At 75.2% G+C, this 12519-nt stretch carries 12 protein-coding genes; 8 read left to right on the top strand and 4 right to left on the bottom strand.

Going from position 1 to position 12519, the window contains the following annotated elements; all coding sequences use genetic code 11:
• Window positions 1–376: 376 nt before the first annotated feature.
• Together BCD48_RS22685 and BCD48_RS22680 are read left to right on the top strand one after the other, a co-directional pair.
• Window positions 377–2215 carry a glycosyltransferase family 39 protein gene (locus BCD48_RS22685; protein WP_071050410.1) on the top strand — a complete coding sequence of 613 codons (1839 nt, stop codon included), beginning with the start codon at window positions 377–379 and terminating at the stop codon, window positions 2213–2215.
• The gene (locus tag BCD48_RS22680; RefSeq protein WP_241841921.1) at window positions 2212–3816 is read left to right on the top strand and encodes a putative hexosyltransferase; all 1605 of its coding nucleotides are present in this window, start codon (window positions 2212–2214) and stop codon (window positions 3814–3816) included. Before BCD48_RS22685 ends, BCD48_RS22680 begins: the two co-directional genes overlap by 4 nt.
• Before the next feature lie 57 nt (window positions 3817–3873).
• Here BCD48_RS22680 and BCD48_RS22675 read toward each other — a convergent pair whose 3' ends face one another.
• From BCD48_RS22675 to BCD48_RS22665, 3 genes are all read right to left on the bottom strand, one after another.
• Entirely contained in the window at window positions 3874–4068 is a 195-nt protein-coding gene (locus BCD48_RS22675; RefSeq protein ID WP_007518323.1) for a DUF5703 family protein, read from the bottom strand.
• Between the two features lie 332 nt (window positions 4069–4400).
• The gene (locus BCD48_RS22670; protein WP_071050409.1) at window positions 4401–5147 is read right to left on the bottom strand and encodes a maleylpyruvate isomerase family mycothiol-dependent enzyme; all 747 of its coding nucleotides are present in this window, start codon (window positions 5145–5147) and stop codon (window positions 4401–4403) included.
• A gap of 127 nt (window positions 5148–5274) precedes the next feature.
• Window positions 5275–5568 carry a helix-turn-helix domain-containing protein gene (locus BCD48_RS22665; RefSeq protein WP_071050433.1) on the bottom strand — a complete coding sequence of 98 codons (294 nt, stop codon included), beginning with the start codon at window positions 5566–5568 and terminating at the stop codon, window positions 5275–5277.
• A gap of 169 nt (window positions 5569–5737) precedes the next feature.
• Here BCD48_RS22665 and map point away from each other — a divergent pair, with 169 nt between their 5' ends.
• From map to BCD48_RS22640, 5 genes are all read left to right on the top strand, one after another.
• A complete protein-coding gene (map, locus tag BCD48_RS22660; protein ID WP_071050432.1) occupies window positions 5738–6505 on the top strand; it encodes a type I methionyl aminopeptidase in 768 nt (255 codons plus the stop codon).
• 68 nt (window positions 6506–6573) lie between these two features.
• Window positions 6574–7122, top strand: a complete 549-nt coding sequence (locus BCD48_RS22655) for a PadR family transcriptional regulator (protein ID WP_071050408.1) — start codon at window positions 6574–6576, stop codon at window positions 7120–7122.
• Window positions 7119–7943, top strand: a complete 825-nt coding sequence (locus BCD48_RS22650; protein WP_083419045.1) for an ABC transporter ATP-binding protein — start codon at window positions 7119–7121, stop codon at window positions 7941–7943. Before BCD48_RS22655 ends, BCD48_RS22650 begins: the two co-directional genes overlap by 4 nt.
• On the top strand, window positions 7940–10429 hold the full coding sequence (locus BCD48_RS22645) for an ABC transporter permease (RefSeq protein ID WP_071050407.1): 2490 nt from the start codon (window positions 7940–7942) through the stop codon (window positions 10427–10429). Before BCD48_RS22650 ends, BCD48_RS22645 begins: the two co-directional genes overlap by 4 nt.
• Before the next feature lie 380 nt (window positions 10430–10809).
• Window positions 10810–11253, top strand: coding sequence for a CBS domain-containing protein (locus tag BCD48_RS22640; protein ID WP_071050406.1), 444 nt, complete (start codon window positions 10810–10812; stop codon window positions 11251–11253).
• A gap of 339 nt (window positions 11254–11592) precedes the next feature.
• On the opposite strand, the gene BCD48_RS22635 is transcribed toward BCD48_RS22640, so the two are convergent.
• Window positions 11593–11940, bottom strand: coding sequence for a TfoX/Sxy family protein (locus BCD48_RS22635; RefSeq protein ID WP_071050405.1), 348 nt, complete (start codon window positions 11938–11940; stop codon window positions 11593–11595).
• Between the two features lie 150 nt (window positions 11941–12090).
• On the opposite strand from BCD48_RS22635, the gene BCD48_RS22630 reads away from it, so the two are divergent.
• The coding region (locus BCD48_RS22630; RefSeq protein WP_157910553.1) for an alcohol dehydrogenase catalytic domain-containing protein at window positions 12091–12519 on the top strand (429 nt) is incomplete at its 3' end.

Genomic DNA, 12519 nt, shown 5'->3' with positions numbered 1-12519 from the left:
ACGGCGCAAGGGGCGAACCGGTACGCCCCGACAGCCCGTGAAAGACTGGGCGCGCACGCCGGCCGGCGGCCGGCGGCGCCACCTTGCCTGCCCCTCGACGGCGGGCCTCGGGCCTCGGTAGAGCCACTGCCGGGCGCAGCATGGCGCCGCTGGAGGCCACGGCGGCACCACAGCGGACCAGGGCACGCAGGGTCCAAAGGCAGCGGACCGACAAACGAAGGCAGCAGACGGACAACAGCGAGAGTGCCGCGAAACACCCTCCTGCTGGCACGGAAGCCGGGACGGGACCACAGATGGACCCGCCCGCCCCGCGGTGGGAGTGGAAGGTCTCGGGTGGCTCAGGCCCCCCGACGAACAGGGACGGAGAGGACAGACCGTGACGGACGTCGCGGTCCGGCCGGCGGAGCGCATCCCCGAGCCGGTCGACACGCCGGGGCCGCGCCCCGGGCGCGCGGATCGGATCTACCAGGCCGTGATGCTGCTGATCCTGGCGGTCGCGGTCGTGGTGCGGTTCACCGCCCGCCAGGACCTGTGGCTCGACGAGGCGCAGAGCGTCGCGATCGCCAAGATGCCGCTGACGGGCAACGGCCCGACCATGTTCACCGGCCTGCGCGAGGACGGCTCGCCGCCGCTCTACTACCTGATCCTGCACGCCTGGATCAGCCTGTTCGGTGCCGGCAACTCGGCGGTGCGGGCGCTGTCGGCGATCATCAACCTGGTCGCCGTCTGGCCGCTGTACCTGCTGGCGCGCCGGGTCGTCGGGCAGCGGGCCGCCCAGCTCGCGGTGGTCTTCTACATCACCTCGCCGTTCGCGCTGCGCTTCGCGACCGAGACCCGGATGTACAGCCTGATCGTGCTGCTGACCGCGCTCGGGGGCCTGGCCATCGAGCGCGCGCTGCGCAAGCCCACGGCGCTGTCGGTGGCCTACGTGGCGCTCGCGGCCGGCTCGCTCGCGCTCACCCACTACTGGTGCCTCTACCTGCTGCTGACGGTCGGCGGCTGGCTGGTCCTGCTGTGGTGGCGCCCGACGCTCCTGTTCGGCCACGCCGATCGGGCCGGCGCCGGGCGGCCGGACGACGGCCCGTCCGTCGACCCGGCCACCCAGGACGCCGTCGACGAGGGCCTGGCGGCCGCGGGCCTGCCGGCGGGCAGCGTCGCCGCCGACCCGCCCTCGCTGCCCGGGACCGGCGCCGCGGCCGCGAAGGCCGCGCGCCACTCGGCCGCCGGTGCCGCGGCGCGCACTGCCGCCGCCGCGGCCGCCCGGCCGCGGTTCCCCGCCGCCGGGCGGCGCGGGGCGTTCGCCGCGGCCCTCGGGATCGTCTGCGGGGCGATCGTGTTCTCCCCGTGGCTCAGCGAGTTCCGCTTCCAGTCGGCGCACACCGGCACGCCGTGGGGCGAGCCCGCGACCTACGCGGCCATCTCGCACGCCTACGGCCAGTGGGCCGGCGGCCCGTCGACCGTGGGCCGGATCCTGCTGCTGTTCATCACCTGCCTGGTCGCGCTCGGCATCGCCGGGCGGGGCCTCGGCGGCCGGTTCGTCCTGATCGACCTGCGCGGCGGGGAACCGGGGCGCACCCTGTTCCTGCTGTCCACGATGACGCTGCTGGTCGCCGTCACGGCCGGCAAGGTCGTCGGCAACGCCTGGGCCGACCGGTACACGGCGACGGCGTTCGTGCCGTTCCTGCTGGTCGTCGGCCTCGGCGCGACGGTCGTACGCCACAAGCGGTTCGTCCAGTGCACCGTCGCGGTCTGCGCTCTGGCCGGGGTGATCGGCGGCTACACCGACGTCCAGATGCAGCGCACGCAGGCCACCGACGTGGCGTCGATCCTCAAGCGGGAGGCCAAGCCCGGCGACCTCCTGCTGATCTGCCCCGACCAGCTCGGCCCCGGCTTGGCCCGCACGATCCCGGCCGGTCTCAAGGTCCACCTCGTGCCGACGTGGGGGCCGCCGGACCGGGTCAACTGGGTCGACTACGAGGAGCGCAACAAGGCCGCCGACGGCGTCAAGCTCGCGGAGCGGGCGCTGGCGGAGGCAGGCAAGGACCACACGATCTTCATGGCCGACTCCGGTGGCTACCGGACCTACGAGACGCTCTGCCTACAGATCCAGACCGAGATCCAGAACAAGCGGCCGAAACCCAGCCTGGAGATGGAGCAGGGCAAGCCGGCTGAGGTGTACGAGAACTACCAGCTCGTCCGGTTCCCACCCGCATGACCGACACGCCGGATGATGGGCGGGCGGCCGGGTCACGACCGCCCGCCAGGTCCCCGTCCTCTGGCGAGGAGACCGCGCCGGGGCTGGACGCCTCCCCCGCGAGACTCGCCGGGGCGGTGCCAGCCGCGGCCGGCACCGCCCCGGCGGAGCCGGCCGGCGGGCGGCTCGCCCTGACGGCGGGCGCCGCCACCAGGGCCGCCCCGTCGAGCGCGGGCGACGTGGGTGCCGCCGACTTCCCGGATCGGGACGGGGCCGGCGACGCGGCCGGGCCCCGGTTCGAGGCGTACGGGCCCGCGGCGGCACGGCCGGTGGAGCGGCGGGGCCCCGGCGCGCACCGGGCGATGCGCCGGGACGCCGAGCGGTCCGGCCGCTACACCGACGACATCGACAACATGCTGGTCGTGCTCGCCGACCCGGCGGCCGCCCGCGGCAGCTCCGGTGCCCGGCAGCGGTTCGGCCTGTCCGACGGCGTCGCTCCCGATGTCGCCCGCGGCGGACGGCTCGCCCGCTGGTACGTGCCCGAGGCCGCCGCCGCCTGGGTGGCCGGCCGGGTCGTCGTCGCGGCGGCGCTCGGCCTCGTCCACTTCCTGGCCGGCTCGGTCGCCGACAACGGCGGCAGGCTCGACCACTCCGGCCTGCTCGGCTGGGACGCCGGCTGGTACGAGAGCATCGCGTCCCACGGCTACGGCGGCGCCGGTGAGGAGAGCCGCCGGTTCTTCCCGCTGCTGCCGCTGCTGGTGCGCGGCCTGTGCGCGCTGCCCGGCCTCGCGGGGCGCCAGGGCGCGGTGCTGCTGGTGGTCGTCAACGCGCTGGCGTTCGCGCTCACCGTCCTGCTCGCCCGGCTGGCCCGGGCCGAGGGGTTCCCGGACCCGGCGATCCGCCGGGTGATCTGGCTGTCGGCGCTGGCCCCGCCCGCGTTCGTGCTGGCGATGGGCTACGCCGAGGCGCCCGCGATGCTGCTCGCGATCGGGGCGTTCCTGGCCGCCCGCTCCGGGCGGTTCGGGCTGGCCACGCTCGCGGGGCTCCTCAGCGGGCTGTGCCGGCCGCTGGGCTTGCTGCTGGTCGCGCCGATGGCGATCGAGGCGGCCCGCGGGCCGCGCTCGGCCAGCCCACGCTGGTGGCTGCCGCGCCTTGGCGCGGTCGTCGCCCCGGCCGCCGGCGCCGCGATCTACGTGGCCTGGTCCGCGGCGACGTACCACGACGGCCTGGCGCCGCTGACCATGCAGCGCGACGCGGCCCGCCACGGCGCCGCAGGCAACCCGCTGTCGGTGCTGTGGGACGCGGCACAGGGCACGATCCACGGCGAGGTCGGCACGGGGCTGCACGTGCCGTGGCTGCTGGTGGCGCTGGTCGCGCTGGTGCTGATGACCCGGCTGCTGCCGGCGAGCTATTCGGTTTGGTGCGCGCTGGTGCTGCTCACCGTGTTCACCGGCTCGAACCTGGACTCCTCGGAGCGCTACGTGTTCGGCGCGTTCCCGTTCGTCCTGGTCGCGGCGCTCGCGCTCGGCCGGCGCACCGTCTGGCCGTTCGCCCTGGCGGCCTCGGCCACGCTGATGACGGTCTACGCCACGCTGGCGTTCACGCTGGCATACGTGCCTTAGTCAGTGCCGGGCCGGGCCTGTGCCCGGCCCGGCGGCTCCACCTCGGGCGAGGTCCGGTCAGGTCGGGAGGTAGCCGGGCAGGCTGCCCGGCCGTCGGCGGCGGCGCAGCACCACGCGCCGCGAGCCGTCGGGGAGCAGCCGCAGCCGCTCGAGCTCCCAGCCTCCGAACTCGGCATGCATGGTCAGGACCGTCTGCGCCGTCCGCCGGTCCGTCCACGGCGGCAGGTACAGCCGCTGGTACTCCAGCTCCATGTGTCGACACGGTAACGGCCAGGTAGATCTCGAGGGTACGTTTCGCGGTGACTTGAGGCCGCGGTGGCACGTCCCACCCCGTGGCATCGCGCAGGTCACAGACCCGGTAGCGGCGCGTCGCGCGATGGTCCACGCACCCGCCTTATCTGGTCACTCTCCGCGCCCAACCCGCGCATTTGCCTTGGCGCGGACCGTGACCGGACCCTCCGGCTTACACATCAAGATTCTTTTTCGGGTGCGGCCCGGCCGTCAACAGCGTGGACAACGCTGTAAGTCCCACCGCCGCCGCGCAATCTGTGGTCGACCACGGTGTCTCAGGGCACGGGCGCGGGTCAGAGCGCGTAGGTACGCAGGAGGTCCAGAACGCGGGGGGCGTCGGGGCCGTGCGTCACCAGCCCCGAGGACTCGGGGGCGAGACGGCGAGCGGCGACGCGGCAGAAGGCACCGGCCGGGCCGCTGACCACGCAGGCGGCGTCGGCCGGGCCGTACTCCCAGCGGGTGACACCGTCCGGGGCGGTCAGCTCGCAACGGACCGCCGGCGCCCGCTCACCGGCGGACGCGAACGCGTACGGCAGCGTGCGGTGCGCGAGCCAGGCGACGTGGCGGAGCCGGTCGGTGTCCGGGAACGGGATCGCGAGCGGCTCGGTGATGTCCAGGCCGTGCGCCCAGTGCTCGGTGAGCCGGGTCGTGGCGAGCGCCGCCGGTCGCAGCGGGGCCGCCACCCACGTGACCGGCGTGTCCGGGTCGGCCCGGCGCAGCACCTCGAGGGCGGCGGTCCTGGCCGCGCGCCAGCGGGCGTATACCTGGGTGGGATCCGCCCGCTCGCGGCTCACCCAGGCGTCCATCGCCTCGTCCACCGAGGTGGTCTCGTCGACCCCGCCGACGGACCGGAGGGCGCCGGCCGGGCCGGCGGCGATGGTCTCGACCACCGTCTCGTCGGTCTGGGCCAGGTGGAGCACGACGTCGGCGACGCTCCAGCCGGCCGCCGCCGAGGGTGCCGCCCAGGACGCCTGGTCGAGGCCGCCGAGGATCCGGTCGAGGTCGTCCAGCTCGGCTTCCAGATCGTCGAAGATCCGCATGCGCGAAGCCTAGGCTCCGGCGCCGCCGCCGCGCCGGAACGTCACCAGCCGGACAGCGCCGAACGCCGCCCTGCCCGCCGGTTCGCGGCGTCGGCCGGCGCCTGGCCACGACGCGGGTGCGCCGGGGTCAGGCGGACATGCGGCTGGCGACGTAGTCGAGGGCGTCGGCGACGCCGCTGGGACTGGCGCAGGCCGCGGCGATCTCGTCGAGCGAGATGCCGAGGACGGTGGCGAGCGCGGCGACGGTGAAGAACGCGGGTGTCGGGATCCGGCCGGACTCGATCTTCCGGATGGTCTCGGCCGACACGCCGGCGAGCTCGGCGACGCGCACCATGCTGCGCTCGCCGCGGGCGGCCCGCAGCAGCGCCCCGAGCCGTTCGCCCCGCGCGCGCTCATGGCTGGTCAGCGGTGTCCGCACCATGCGCAGCATCCTAGTCCCGTGATAATAATACCGGGATAGTTATTGGGGTCGTTAACCGCGTCGTTGCGCGGACCGGGACCACACAGGGGCGAGATCGGGCCAAGACCCGGACCAGCCGGACCAGACGAGCCGGAATGGCGGCGCACGGCCCGGGATGGAGGAGATGAGCATGGTCGAGCTGAAGTCACCGGCGGCGATCGCGGCGATGCGGGCGGCGGGGCAGGTGGTCGCGCGGGCGCTGGGGGCGGCCCGGGCGGCCGCGCACGTCGGCGCCAGCCTGCTGGAGCTGGACGAGGCCGCGGCGCGCGTGCTCGCCGACGCGGGCGCGACGTCGACGTTCAAGGGCTACCTGCCCTCGTTCGCTCCGACCCCGTTCCCGGCGGTGCTCTGCGCGTCCGTCAACGACGTGATCGTGCACGGCATCCCGGACGGCTACCGGCTGCGCGACGGCGACCTGGTCAGCATCGACTGCGGCGCCGAGCTCGCCGGCTGGACCGGCGACGCCGCGACCAGCTTCACCGTCGGCACCGCGCACCCGGCGGACCTGCGCCTGATCGCCGCCGCCGAGGAGGCGCTGGCCGCCGGCATCGCGGCCGCGCGCCCGGGCGGCCGGGTCGGCGACATCTCGCACGCGGTCGGCCGGGTCTGCCGGCGGGAGCGCTACGGCATACCCGAGGGGTTCGGCGGGCACGGCATCGGCCGGCGGATGCACGAGGACCCCCACGTCGCCAACGACGGCCCGCCCGGCCGCGGCTTCCCGCTGCGCCCCGGCCTGGTGCTCGCGATCGAGCCGATGCTGCTCGCCGGCGGCCGGGACCGTTATCGCACCGACCCGGACGGCTGGTCGCTGCGTACCACCGACGGCAGCCGCGCCGCCCACGTCGAGCACACGGTCGCCATCACCGACGACGGGCCCCGCGTCCTCACCCTCCCCTGACCGCCCTCCCCCGACGACCGAAGCATGGGTATACATGGCATGTATACATGCCATGTATAGTCCTGCGCATGTCGATCGGCCACACGCTGCTCGGGCTGCTGGAAGCCGGGCCGCGCCATGGGTACGACCTCAAGCGCAGCTACGACGAACGGTTCGGGCACGATCGGCCGCTGCACTACGGGCAGGTGTACGCGACGCTGTCGCGGCTGCTGAAGAACGGCCTGGTCGAGGTCGACGGCGTGACGCCCGGCGACGGGCCGGACCGTAAGCGCTACGCGATCACCGAGGCGGGCGTCACGGACGTCGAGCACTGGCTCACCCAGCCGGAGAGGCCGGACCTGTACCTGCACAGCGGGCTGTACACCAAGCTGGTCGTCGCCCTGCTCACCGGGCGCAGCGCCACCGACGTCCTCGACCGGCAGCGCGCCGAGCACCTCACGGCGATGCGCACGCTCACCCGCCGCAAGACCGGCGGCGACCTCGCCGACCAGCTCGTCTGCGACCACGCACTGTTCCATCTGGAGGCCGACCTGCGCTTCCTGGAGCTGACCGCCGCCCGGCTGGACGCGCTCCGGAACGCGATCCGGTCGCCCCAGGCCGAGGAGGCCCGGCCATGACCCCCCGCGACCCGTCCGCCCGCGCCGTGGCGGCGTCCGCGGCGTCCGCGGCGTCCGCGGCGTCCGCGGCGTCCGCGGCGTCGGCCGGCGCGCCAGGCACGGGGCCGGCCAGGGTGGGCCTGGCCGGGCCGGCGGACCCCTCGGGAACGTCAGGCGCCCTGCTCGCCGCCGTGGAGCTGCGCAAGAGGTTTGGGGCGACGCCGGCGCTCGACGGGGCGAGCCTGCGCGTCGACGCGGGCGAGATCGTCGCGCTGATGGGGCCGAGCGGCTCGGGCAAGTCGACGCTGCTGCACTGCCTGGCCGGCATCATCGGCCCCGACGCCGGCGAGGTCCACTACGGGACGCGGCGGCTGTCGGCGATGTCGGAGGCGGGCCGCAGCGCGCTGCGGCGGGGCGAGTTCGGCTTCGTGTTCCAGTTCGGCCAGCTCGTCCCCGAGCTGACCTGCGCGGAGAACGTCGCGCTGCCGCTGCGTCTGGGCGGGGTCGGCCGCCGCGCGGCCCGCGAGCGCGCGCGGGCGCAGCTGGCGCGGCTCGGCGTCGACGACGTCGCCGGCAAGCGGCCCGGCGAGGTGTCCGGCGGGCAGGGCCAGCGGGTCGCCGTCGCCAGGGCGCTCGTCACCGAGCCCAGGGTGATCTTCGCGGACGAGCCGACCGGGGCGCTGGACTCGCTCAACGGCGAGGAGGTGATGCGCCTGCTCACCCAGGCCGCCCGGGAGGCGGCCACGGCGGTCGTGCTCGTCACCCACGACGCCCGGGTCGCGGCCTACTCCGACCGGGAGGTCGTCGTCCGCGACGGCCGGACCAGGTCGCTGGCCGGATGAACGCCCCCGTCGTGACCAGGACCACCGCGACCACCACTGGGGCCGCGGCCGGGCGCAGGGCCCGCGCGTCGCTCGCGCAGCTGCTGCTGGGGGCGCGTCTCACCCTGGCCGGCGGGCCGTCGGCGTGGCTGCGCACCGCGATGACGGGCGTGGGCGTCGGGCTCGGTGTCGCGCTGCTGCTGGTCGCGGCGTCCGCGCCCGCGATCCTCGGCGCCCGCGACGACCGGCGCGCCGACCGTGACCCGTCGTCCTACCTCGTCGGAGGACCGCTCGCCCCCAGCGACACCACCGTCGTGGCGGAGCCGTACGAGACCACCACGCACGGCCAGGTGGTCGTCGGGCTGGTGGTGCGGCCGGACGGGGCGCACCCGCCGGTGCCACCGGGCCTGTCCGCCCTGCCCGGCCCCGGTCAGATGATGGTGTCCCCCGCGCTCGCCCGGCTGCTCGACGGGCCACGCGGCGCGCTGCTCGCCGCGCGGCTGCCCTTCGAGCGGGTCGGCGTTATCGGCGCGGCGGGGCTCGCCGGTCCCCACGAGCTGTACGTCTACATCGGGGAGCCGCGGGACCGGCGGCCGGACGCCGCGCCGGGTAGCGGCCAGGGGTTCCGGATCGACCATTTCGGCGCCCCCCAGCGGGACGCGTCGGTGCCGGCCGTGCTGACGATGCTCATCATCGTGATCGTCGCCGTGCTGCTGCTGCCGATCGGCGCGTTCACGGCGGCCGCCGTCCGGTTCGGGTCGCAGGCGCGTGACCGGCAGCTGGCCGCGGTCCGGCTCGTCGGCGCCGACCCGGGGATGGCGCGGCGGATCGCGGCCGGTGGGGCGTTGGCGGGCGCGCTCGCGGGCTGCGCCGCCGGCGTGGCGCTGTTCGCCGCCGGGCGCCCGCTGGCGCAGCGCGTCACGCTGTTCGGCAGTGGCGTGTTCGCGGGCGACATCCGGCCGAGCCCGGCACTCGCCGCGCTGGTCCTCGTCGCGGTGCCGGCGAGCGCGGTCGCGATCACCCTGTTCTCCCTGCGCCGGGTGGTGATCGAGCCGCTCGGCGTGGTGCGCCTCGCCCCGACGACGAGGCGGCGGCTGTGGTGGCGGCTGGCGATGCCCGCGGTCGGCATCGCCTTGCTGCTGCCCCTGCACGCGGGCGGCGAGGAGGTCTTCGGCCGGGGGAAGCAGGCCCAGCTCGCCGCCGGCGTCGTGCTGGTCCTGGTCGGGGTGACCGTCCTGCTGCCGTGGGTGCTCGACGCGGCCGTGCGCCGGCTCGGCCCCGGCCCGCTGGCCTGGCAGCTGGCGGTGCGCCGGCTGCAGCTGGACAGCGCGACGACCGTGCGGGCGGTCGCGGCCGTGGCGGTCGCCGTCACCGGCGCCATCGCGCTGCAGATGGTCTTCTCCGTCGCCGAGGACCGGTTCACCCGCCGCGTCAGCTTCGGCCCGGGCGGCGAGAGTCCTGGCGTGACCAGGCTGATGGTCGAGACCGGCTCCCCCGGCTCGACCGCCGCCGACCTGGGGCGGGCACTGGCGTCCGTGCCCGCGGCGCGCCAGGTGTGGGCGTGGGCCTCGGGCGGGATGACGACCGTCGCCCCGATCGGCGGCGACCAGGCGAACAGCCAGCTGTCCGCGACCCTGGCGGTCGCCGACTGCGCCTCTCTGAGGCGGCTCGCCACCCTGCCAAGCTGCGCCGACGGCGACACCTTCCTCGCGGTCCCGGGCGCCTCCTCGAGCGGCGGCGCGCCGCCCGTGATCAGCCCCGAGCAGCTCGCCGACCCGACAGCCCGCACGCCGTCGGCCGCCGCCCTGCCGGGTCCCGGCACCCAGGTGCGCGCGGGCGGTTACCTGGCCGGCCTGTCCGACGCGGGCCGCGCCTGGGTGATCCCCGCCGGGGCGGGCGTCGTCGCCACCCGTCCGGACGCGCCGGTCAGCACGCTCGTGCTGGCCACCCCGCGCGCCGTCGGCCCGGAGCTCCTCGACACGCTGGTCCCCTACGGCTACATCGACGTCGACCGCGATGAGCCGGACGCCTACGACAAGGTCGCGGTGGCCGCCGCCCGGGTCGACCCGCTGGCGCATGTCCTGGGATTCGAGCGCACGGTCGTCGACCCGATCTTCGGCCAGATCCGGATGTCGATGTATGTCGGGATCGCCGCGGTGCTCGGCATGGTCGGCGCGAGCCTGCTGGTGACCATGGTCGAGCAGCTGCGGGAGCGGCGCCGGGTGCTGGCGGTGCTGGTGGCGTTCGGCGCCAGGCGGCGCACCCTGGCGGCGTCCGTCCTCTGGCAGGCGGGGGTGCCGATGGTGCTCGGGGTGGCGCTCGCGGTCGGCCTGGGGATGGGGCTCGGCGCGGCGCTGTTGCGGATGGTCGGCCTGCCGCCGAGCTTCGACTGGGCGAACATCGCGACCATCTCGGTCGCGACCGCCGCCGTCGTCCTCGGCACGACGGCGGCGAGCCTGCCCGTGCTCTACCGCCTCATGCGCCCGGACGGCCTGCGTACGGAGTAGTTCGGTCTTTCGTCGCCGCCGCGGATCACAGTGACCGCGGGTGAGATCACACCGCGCGGGGCCGCGTAGAGCGATCAACGTCCCGGGTGGCGGGGCTTGTGAGCGGGGCGAGCGGGTATGCAGGTGGCGGCCAGCCGGCCCGCCGCGCCTCGGTCATCCGAGGGATGGCCTGCCCGGGGCGCAGGTCCTCACCGGCGTCTCGGCGACGGGCGGCCGGCGGCCGACCGGCGCTGTCGACCGACACAAGGGCGGCCCCGGGGCGCGGCCAACGGCGACCGTGCCCGCGCCGGCCGGCCGGCCATCCGAGTGGCCCCGTGCGAGGACGCGGCTGGGAACGGTGCTCGCGTCCGCGGTGACCACGCGTCAACGAGAGGACCGTGATGACGACGACCGCACGCGAGATCATGCATCCCGACGCCACCTGCATCGGCGCGAGCCAGACGCTCCAGGACGCCGCCCGCAAGATGCGCGACCTGGGTGTCGGCGCGCTGCCGATCTGCGGCGAGGACGACCGGCTGCAGGGGATCATCACCGACCGCGACATCGTGGTGCGCTGTGTCGCGGCCGGCTCCGACCCGGCGACGACACCCGCGAGCCAGCTCGCCCAGGGCAAGCCGTTCTACGTCGACGCGGGCGCCGACGTGGACGAGGTCCTGCAGCGCATGAGCGAGCACCGCATCCAGCGGATGCCGGTCATCGAGGACCACCGCCTGGTCGGGATGATCAGCGAGGCCGACCTGGCCAGCTGCGGCAAGCTCAGCGAGTCCCAGATCAGCCACCTCGTCGAGGCGGTGAAGTCCGGCCCCGCGGACCGCGTCGGCTGACCGTGTCTCTGGTTCGCTCCGTCCGGGCGGCGCGCTCCGGCCCCTTCCTTGCTTCGCGGCGGAAGGGACCTCCGCGCGCCGTCCTCCTCCGCTCACGTGCGCTCCGGCGACCTCCGCTGCGGTCCAACCCACTTCGCTTCGCTCGTGGGCCGGGCCTCCGCGGAGGCACGCCTGCGCGCCAGCGCGGTCACCTGCCGCGCAACGTCACCAACCCGAAGCCGTGGCACACGCATAGCTGACACCTCGCTCGCTCGTGAACGGGCCTCCGCGGAGGCACGCCTACGCGCCGCATGGTCACCCGCCGCCGCACAGCGGCGATCCCACGCGGCACCCGGGGGGCTATCTCGCTTTGCTGCTGCCGCCCGCGGGCAGGGTGGCGGTGAACCGGACGCCCAGGTCGACCCACTCGATGAGCGCGTCGGTGTCGGCGAGGGCCTCCGGGTCGACGAGCACCCAGCCAGTCATCGCCCGGCCGCGCATCTCGAACGGCCCGACCCCGTCCTGGATCAGCGCGGCCGGGTAGGCGTCCGGCCCCACCCGCAGCATCAGCCCTCGGCTCATCACCGCGCAGATCATTTTCCCGTCGAGCAGGAACGCCAGCCCGCTGAACATCCGCTTCTCGGACAGCCCCGGCCGCGGCCCGAGCACGTCCCTGACCCGCTCCGCGAGCTCCACATCGAACGCCATCGCCGCACCTCCGAGCCGTGACCACCCTGCCCCCGACGCGGATTGTCACGGACACCACCGACAATTCGACTGGGGTGGGATTGACCTCATGCCCACTGCAGGTTGTGAACTGGCTAGGGCGTACGGCGGGCGAGAGCGGAGGAGCACGGCATGCGGGTGGTGTACCTGACCAGGTTCGGCGGTCCGGAGGTCCTGGTCACCGGGACGGCGCCCGAGCCCGTCGCCGGGCCCAGACAGGTCGTCATCGAGGTCGAGGCGGTGAATGTGACCTTCCTCGACACGCTCATCCGGTCCGGCAACGCCCCCGGCCCGCTCCCGGTCAGCCCGCCGATGATCCCGGGCAACGGTGTCGGCGGCGTCGTGACCGCGCTCGGCCCGGACGTCGACCCCGCCCTCAAGGGCCTGCGGGTGGTGGCCAGCACGGGCGGCTTCGGCGGCTATGCCGAGCGCGCCGCCGTCGCCGTCGACAACCTGGCCGAGGTGCCGGGCGGTCTCGGCGTCGAGGCGGCGACCGCCGTGCTCGCCGACGGGCGCACCGCGACCTGGCTGGTCGCGGCGACGGCGGTCACGCCCGGCGAC

Origin of the sequence: Pseudofrankia coriaricola (genome assembly GCF_001854805.1) — a bacterium.
In the GTDB taxonomy this organism is placed as follows: domain Bacteria; phylum Actinomycetota; class Actinomycetes; order Frankiales; family Frankiaceae; genus Pseudofrankia.
Note: the sequence above shows the minus strand (reverse complement) of the source record. Positions and strands in the feature narration are given on the sequence as shown.

What these genes read in the sequence shown, in the direction of transcription:
- BCD48_RS22680 (WP_241841921.1), top strand. Translation starts at nt 2,212, where the DNA reads ATGACCGACACGCCGGATGATGGGCGGGCGGCCGGGTCACGACCGCCC.
- BCD48_RS22675 (WP_007518323.1), bottom strand. Translation starts at nt 4,068, where the DNA reads ATGGAGCTGGAGTACCAGCGGCTGTACCTGCCGCCGTGGACGGACCGG.
- BCD48_RS22670 (WP_071050409.1), bottom strand. Translation starts at nt 5,147, where the DNA reads ATGCGGATCTTCGACGATCTGGAAGCCGAGCTGGACGACCTCGACCGG.
- BCD48_RS22665 (WP_071050433.1), bottom strand. Translation starts at nt 5,568, where the DNA reads ATGGTGCGGACACCGCTGACCAGCCATGAGCGCGCGCGGGGCGAACGG.
- map (WP_071050432.1), top strand. Translation starts at nt 5,738, where the DNA reads ATGGTCGAGCTGAAGTCACCGGCGGCGATCGCGGCGATGCGGGCGGCG.
- BCD48_RS22655 (WP_071050408.1), top strand. Translation starts at nt 6,574, where the DNA reads ATGTCGATCGGCCACACGCTGCTCGGGCTGCTGGAAGCCGGGCCGCGC.
- BCD48_RS22650 (WP_083419045.1), top strand. Translation starts at nt 7,119, where the DNA reads ATGACCCCCCGCGACCCGTCCGCCCGCGCCGTGGCGGCGTCCGCGGCG.
- BCD48_RS22645 (WP_071050407.1), top strand. Translation starts at nt 7,940, where the DNA reads ATGAACGCCCCCGTCGTGACCAGGACCACCGCGACCACCACTGGGGCC.
- BCD48_RS22640 (WP_071050406.1), top strand. Translation starts at nt 10,810, where the DNA reads ATGACGACGACCGCACGCGAGATCATGCATCCCGACGCCACCTGCATC.
- BCD48_RS22635 (WP_071050405.1), bottom strand. Translation starts at nt 11,940, where the DNA reads ATGGCGTTCGATGTGGAGCTCGCGGAGCGGGTCAGGGACGTGCTCGGG.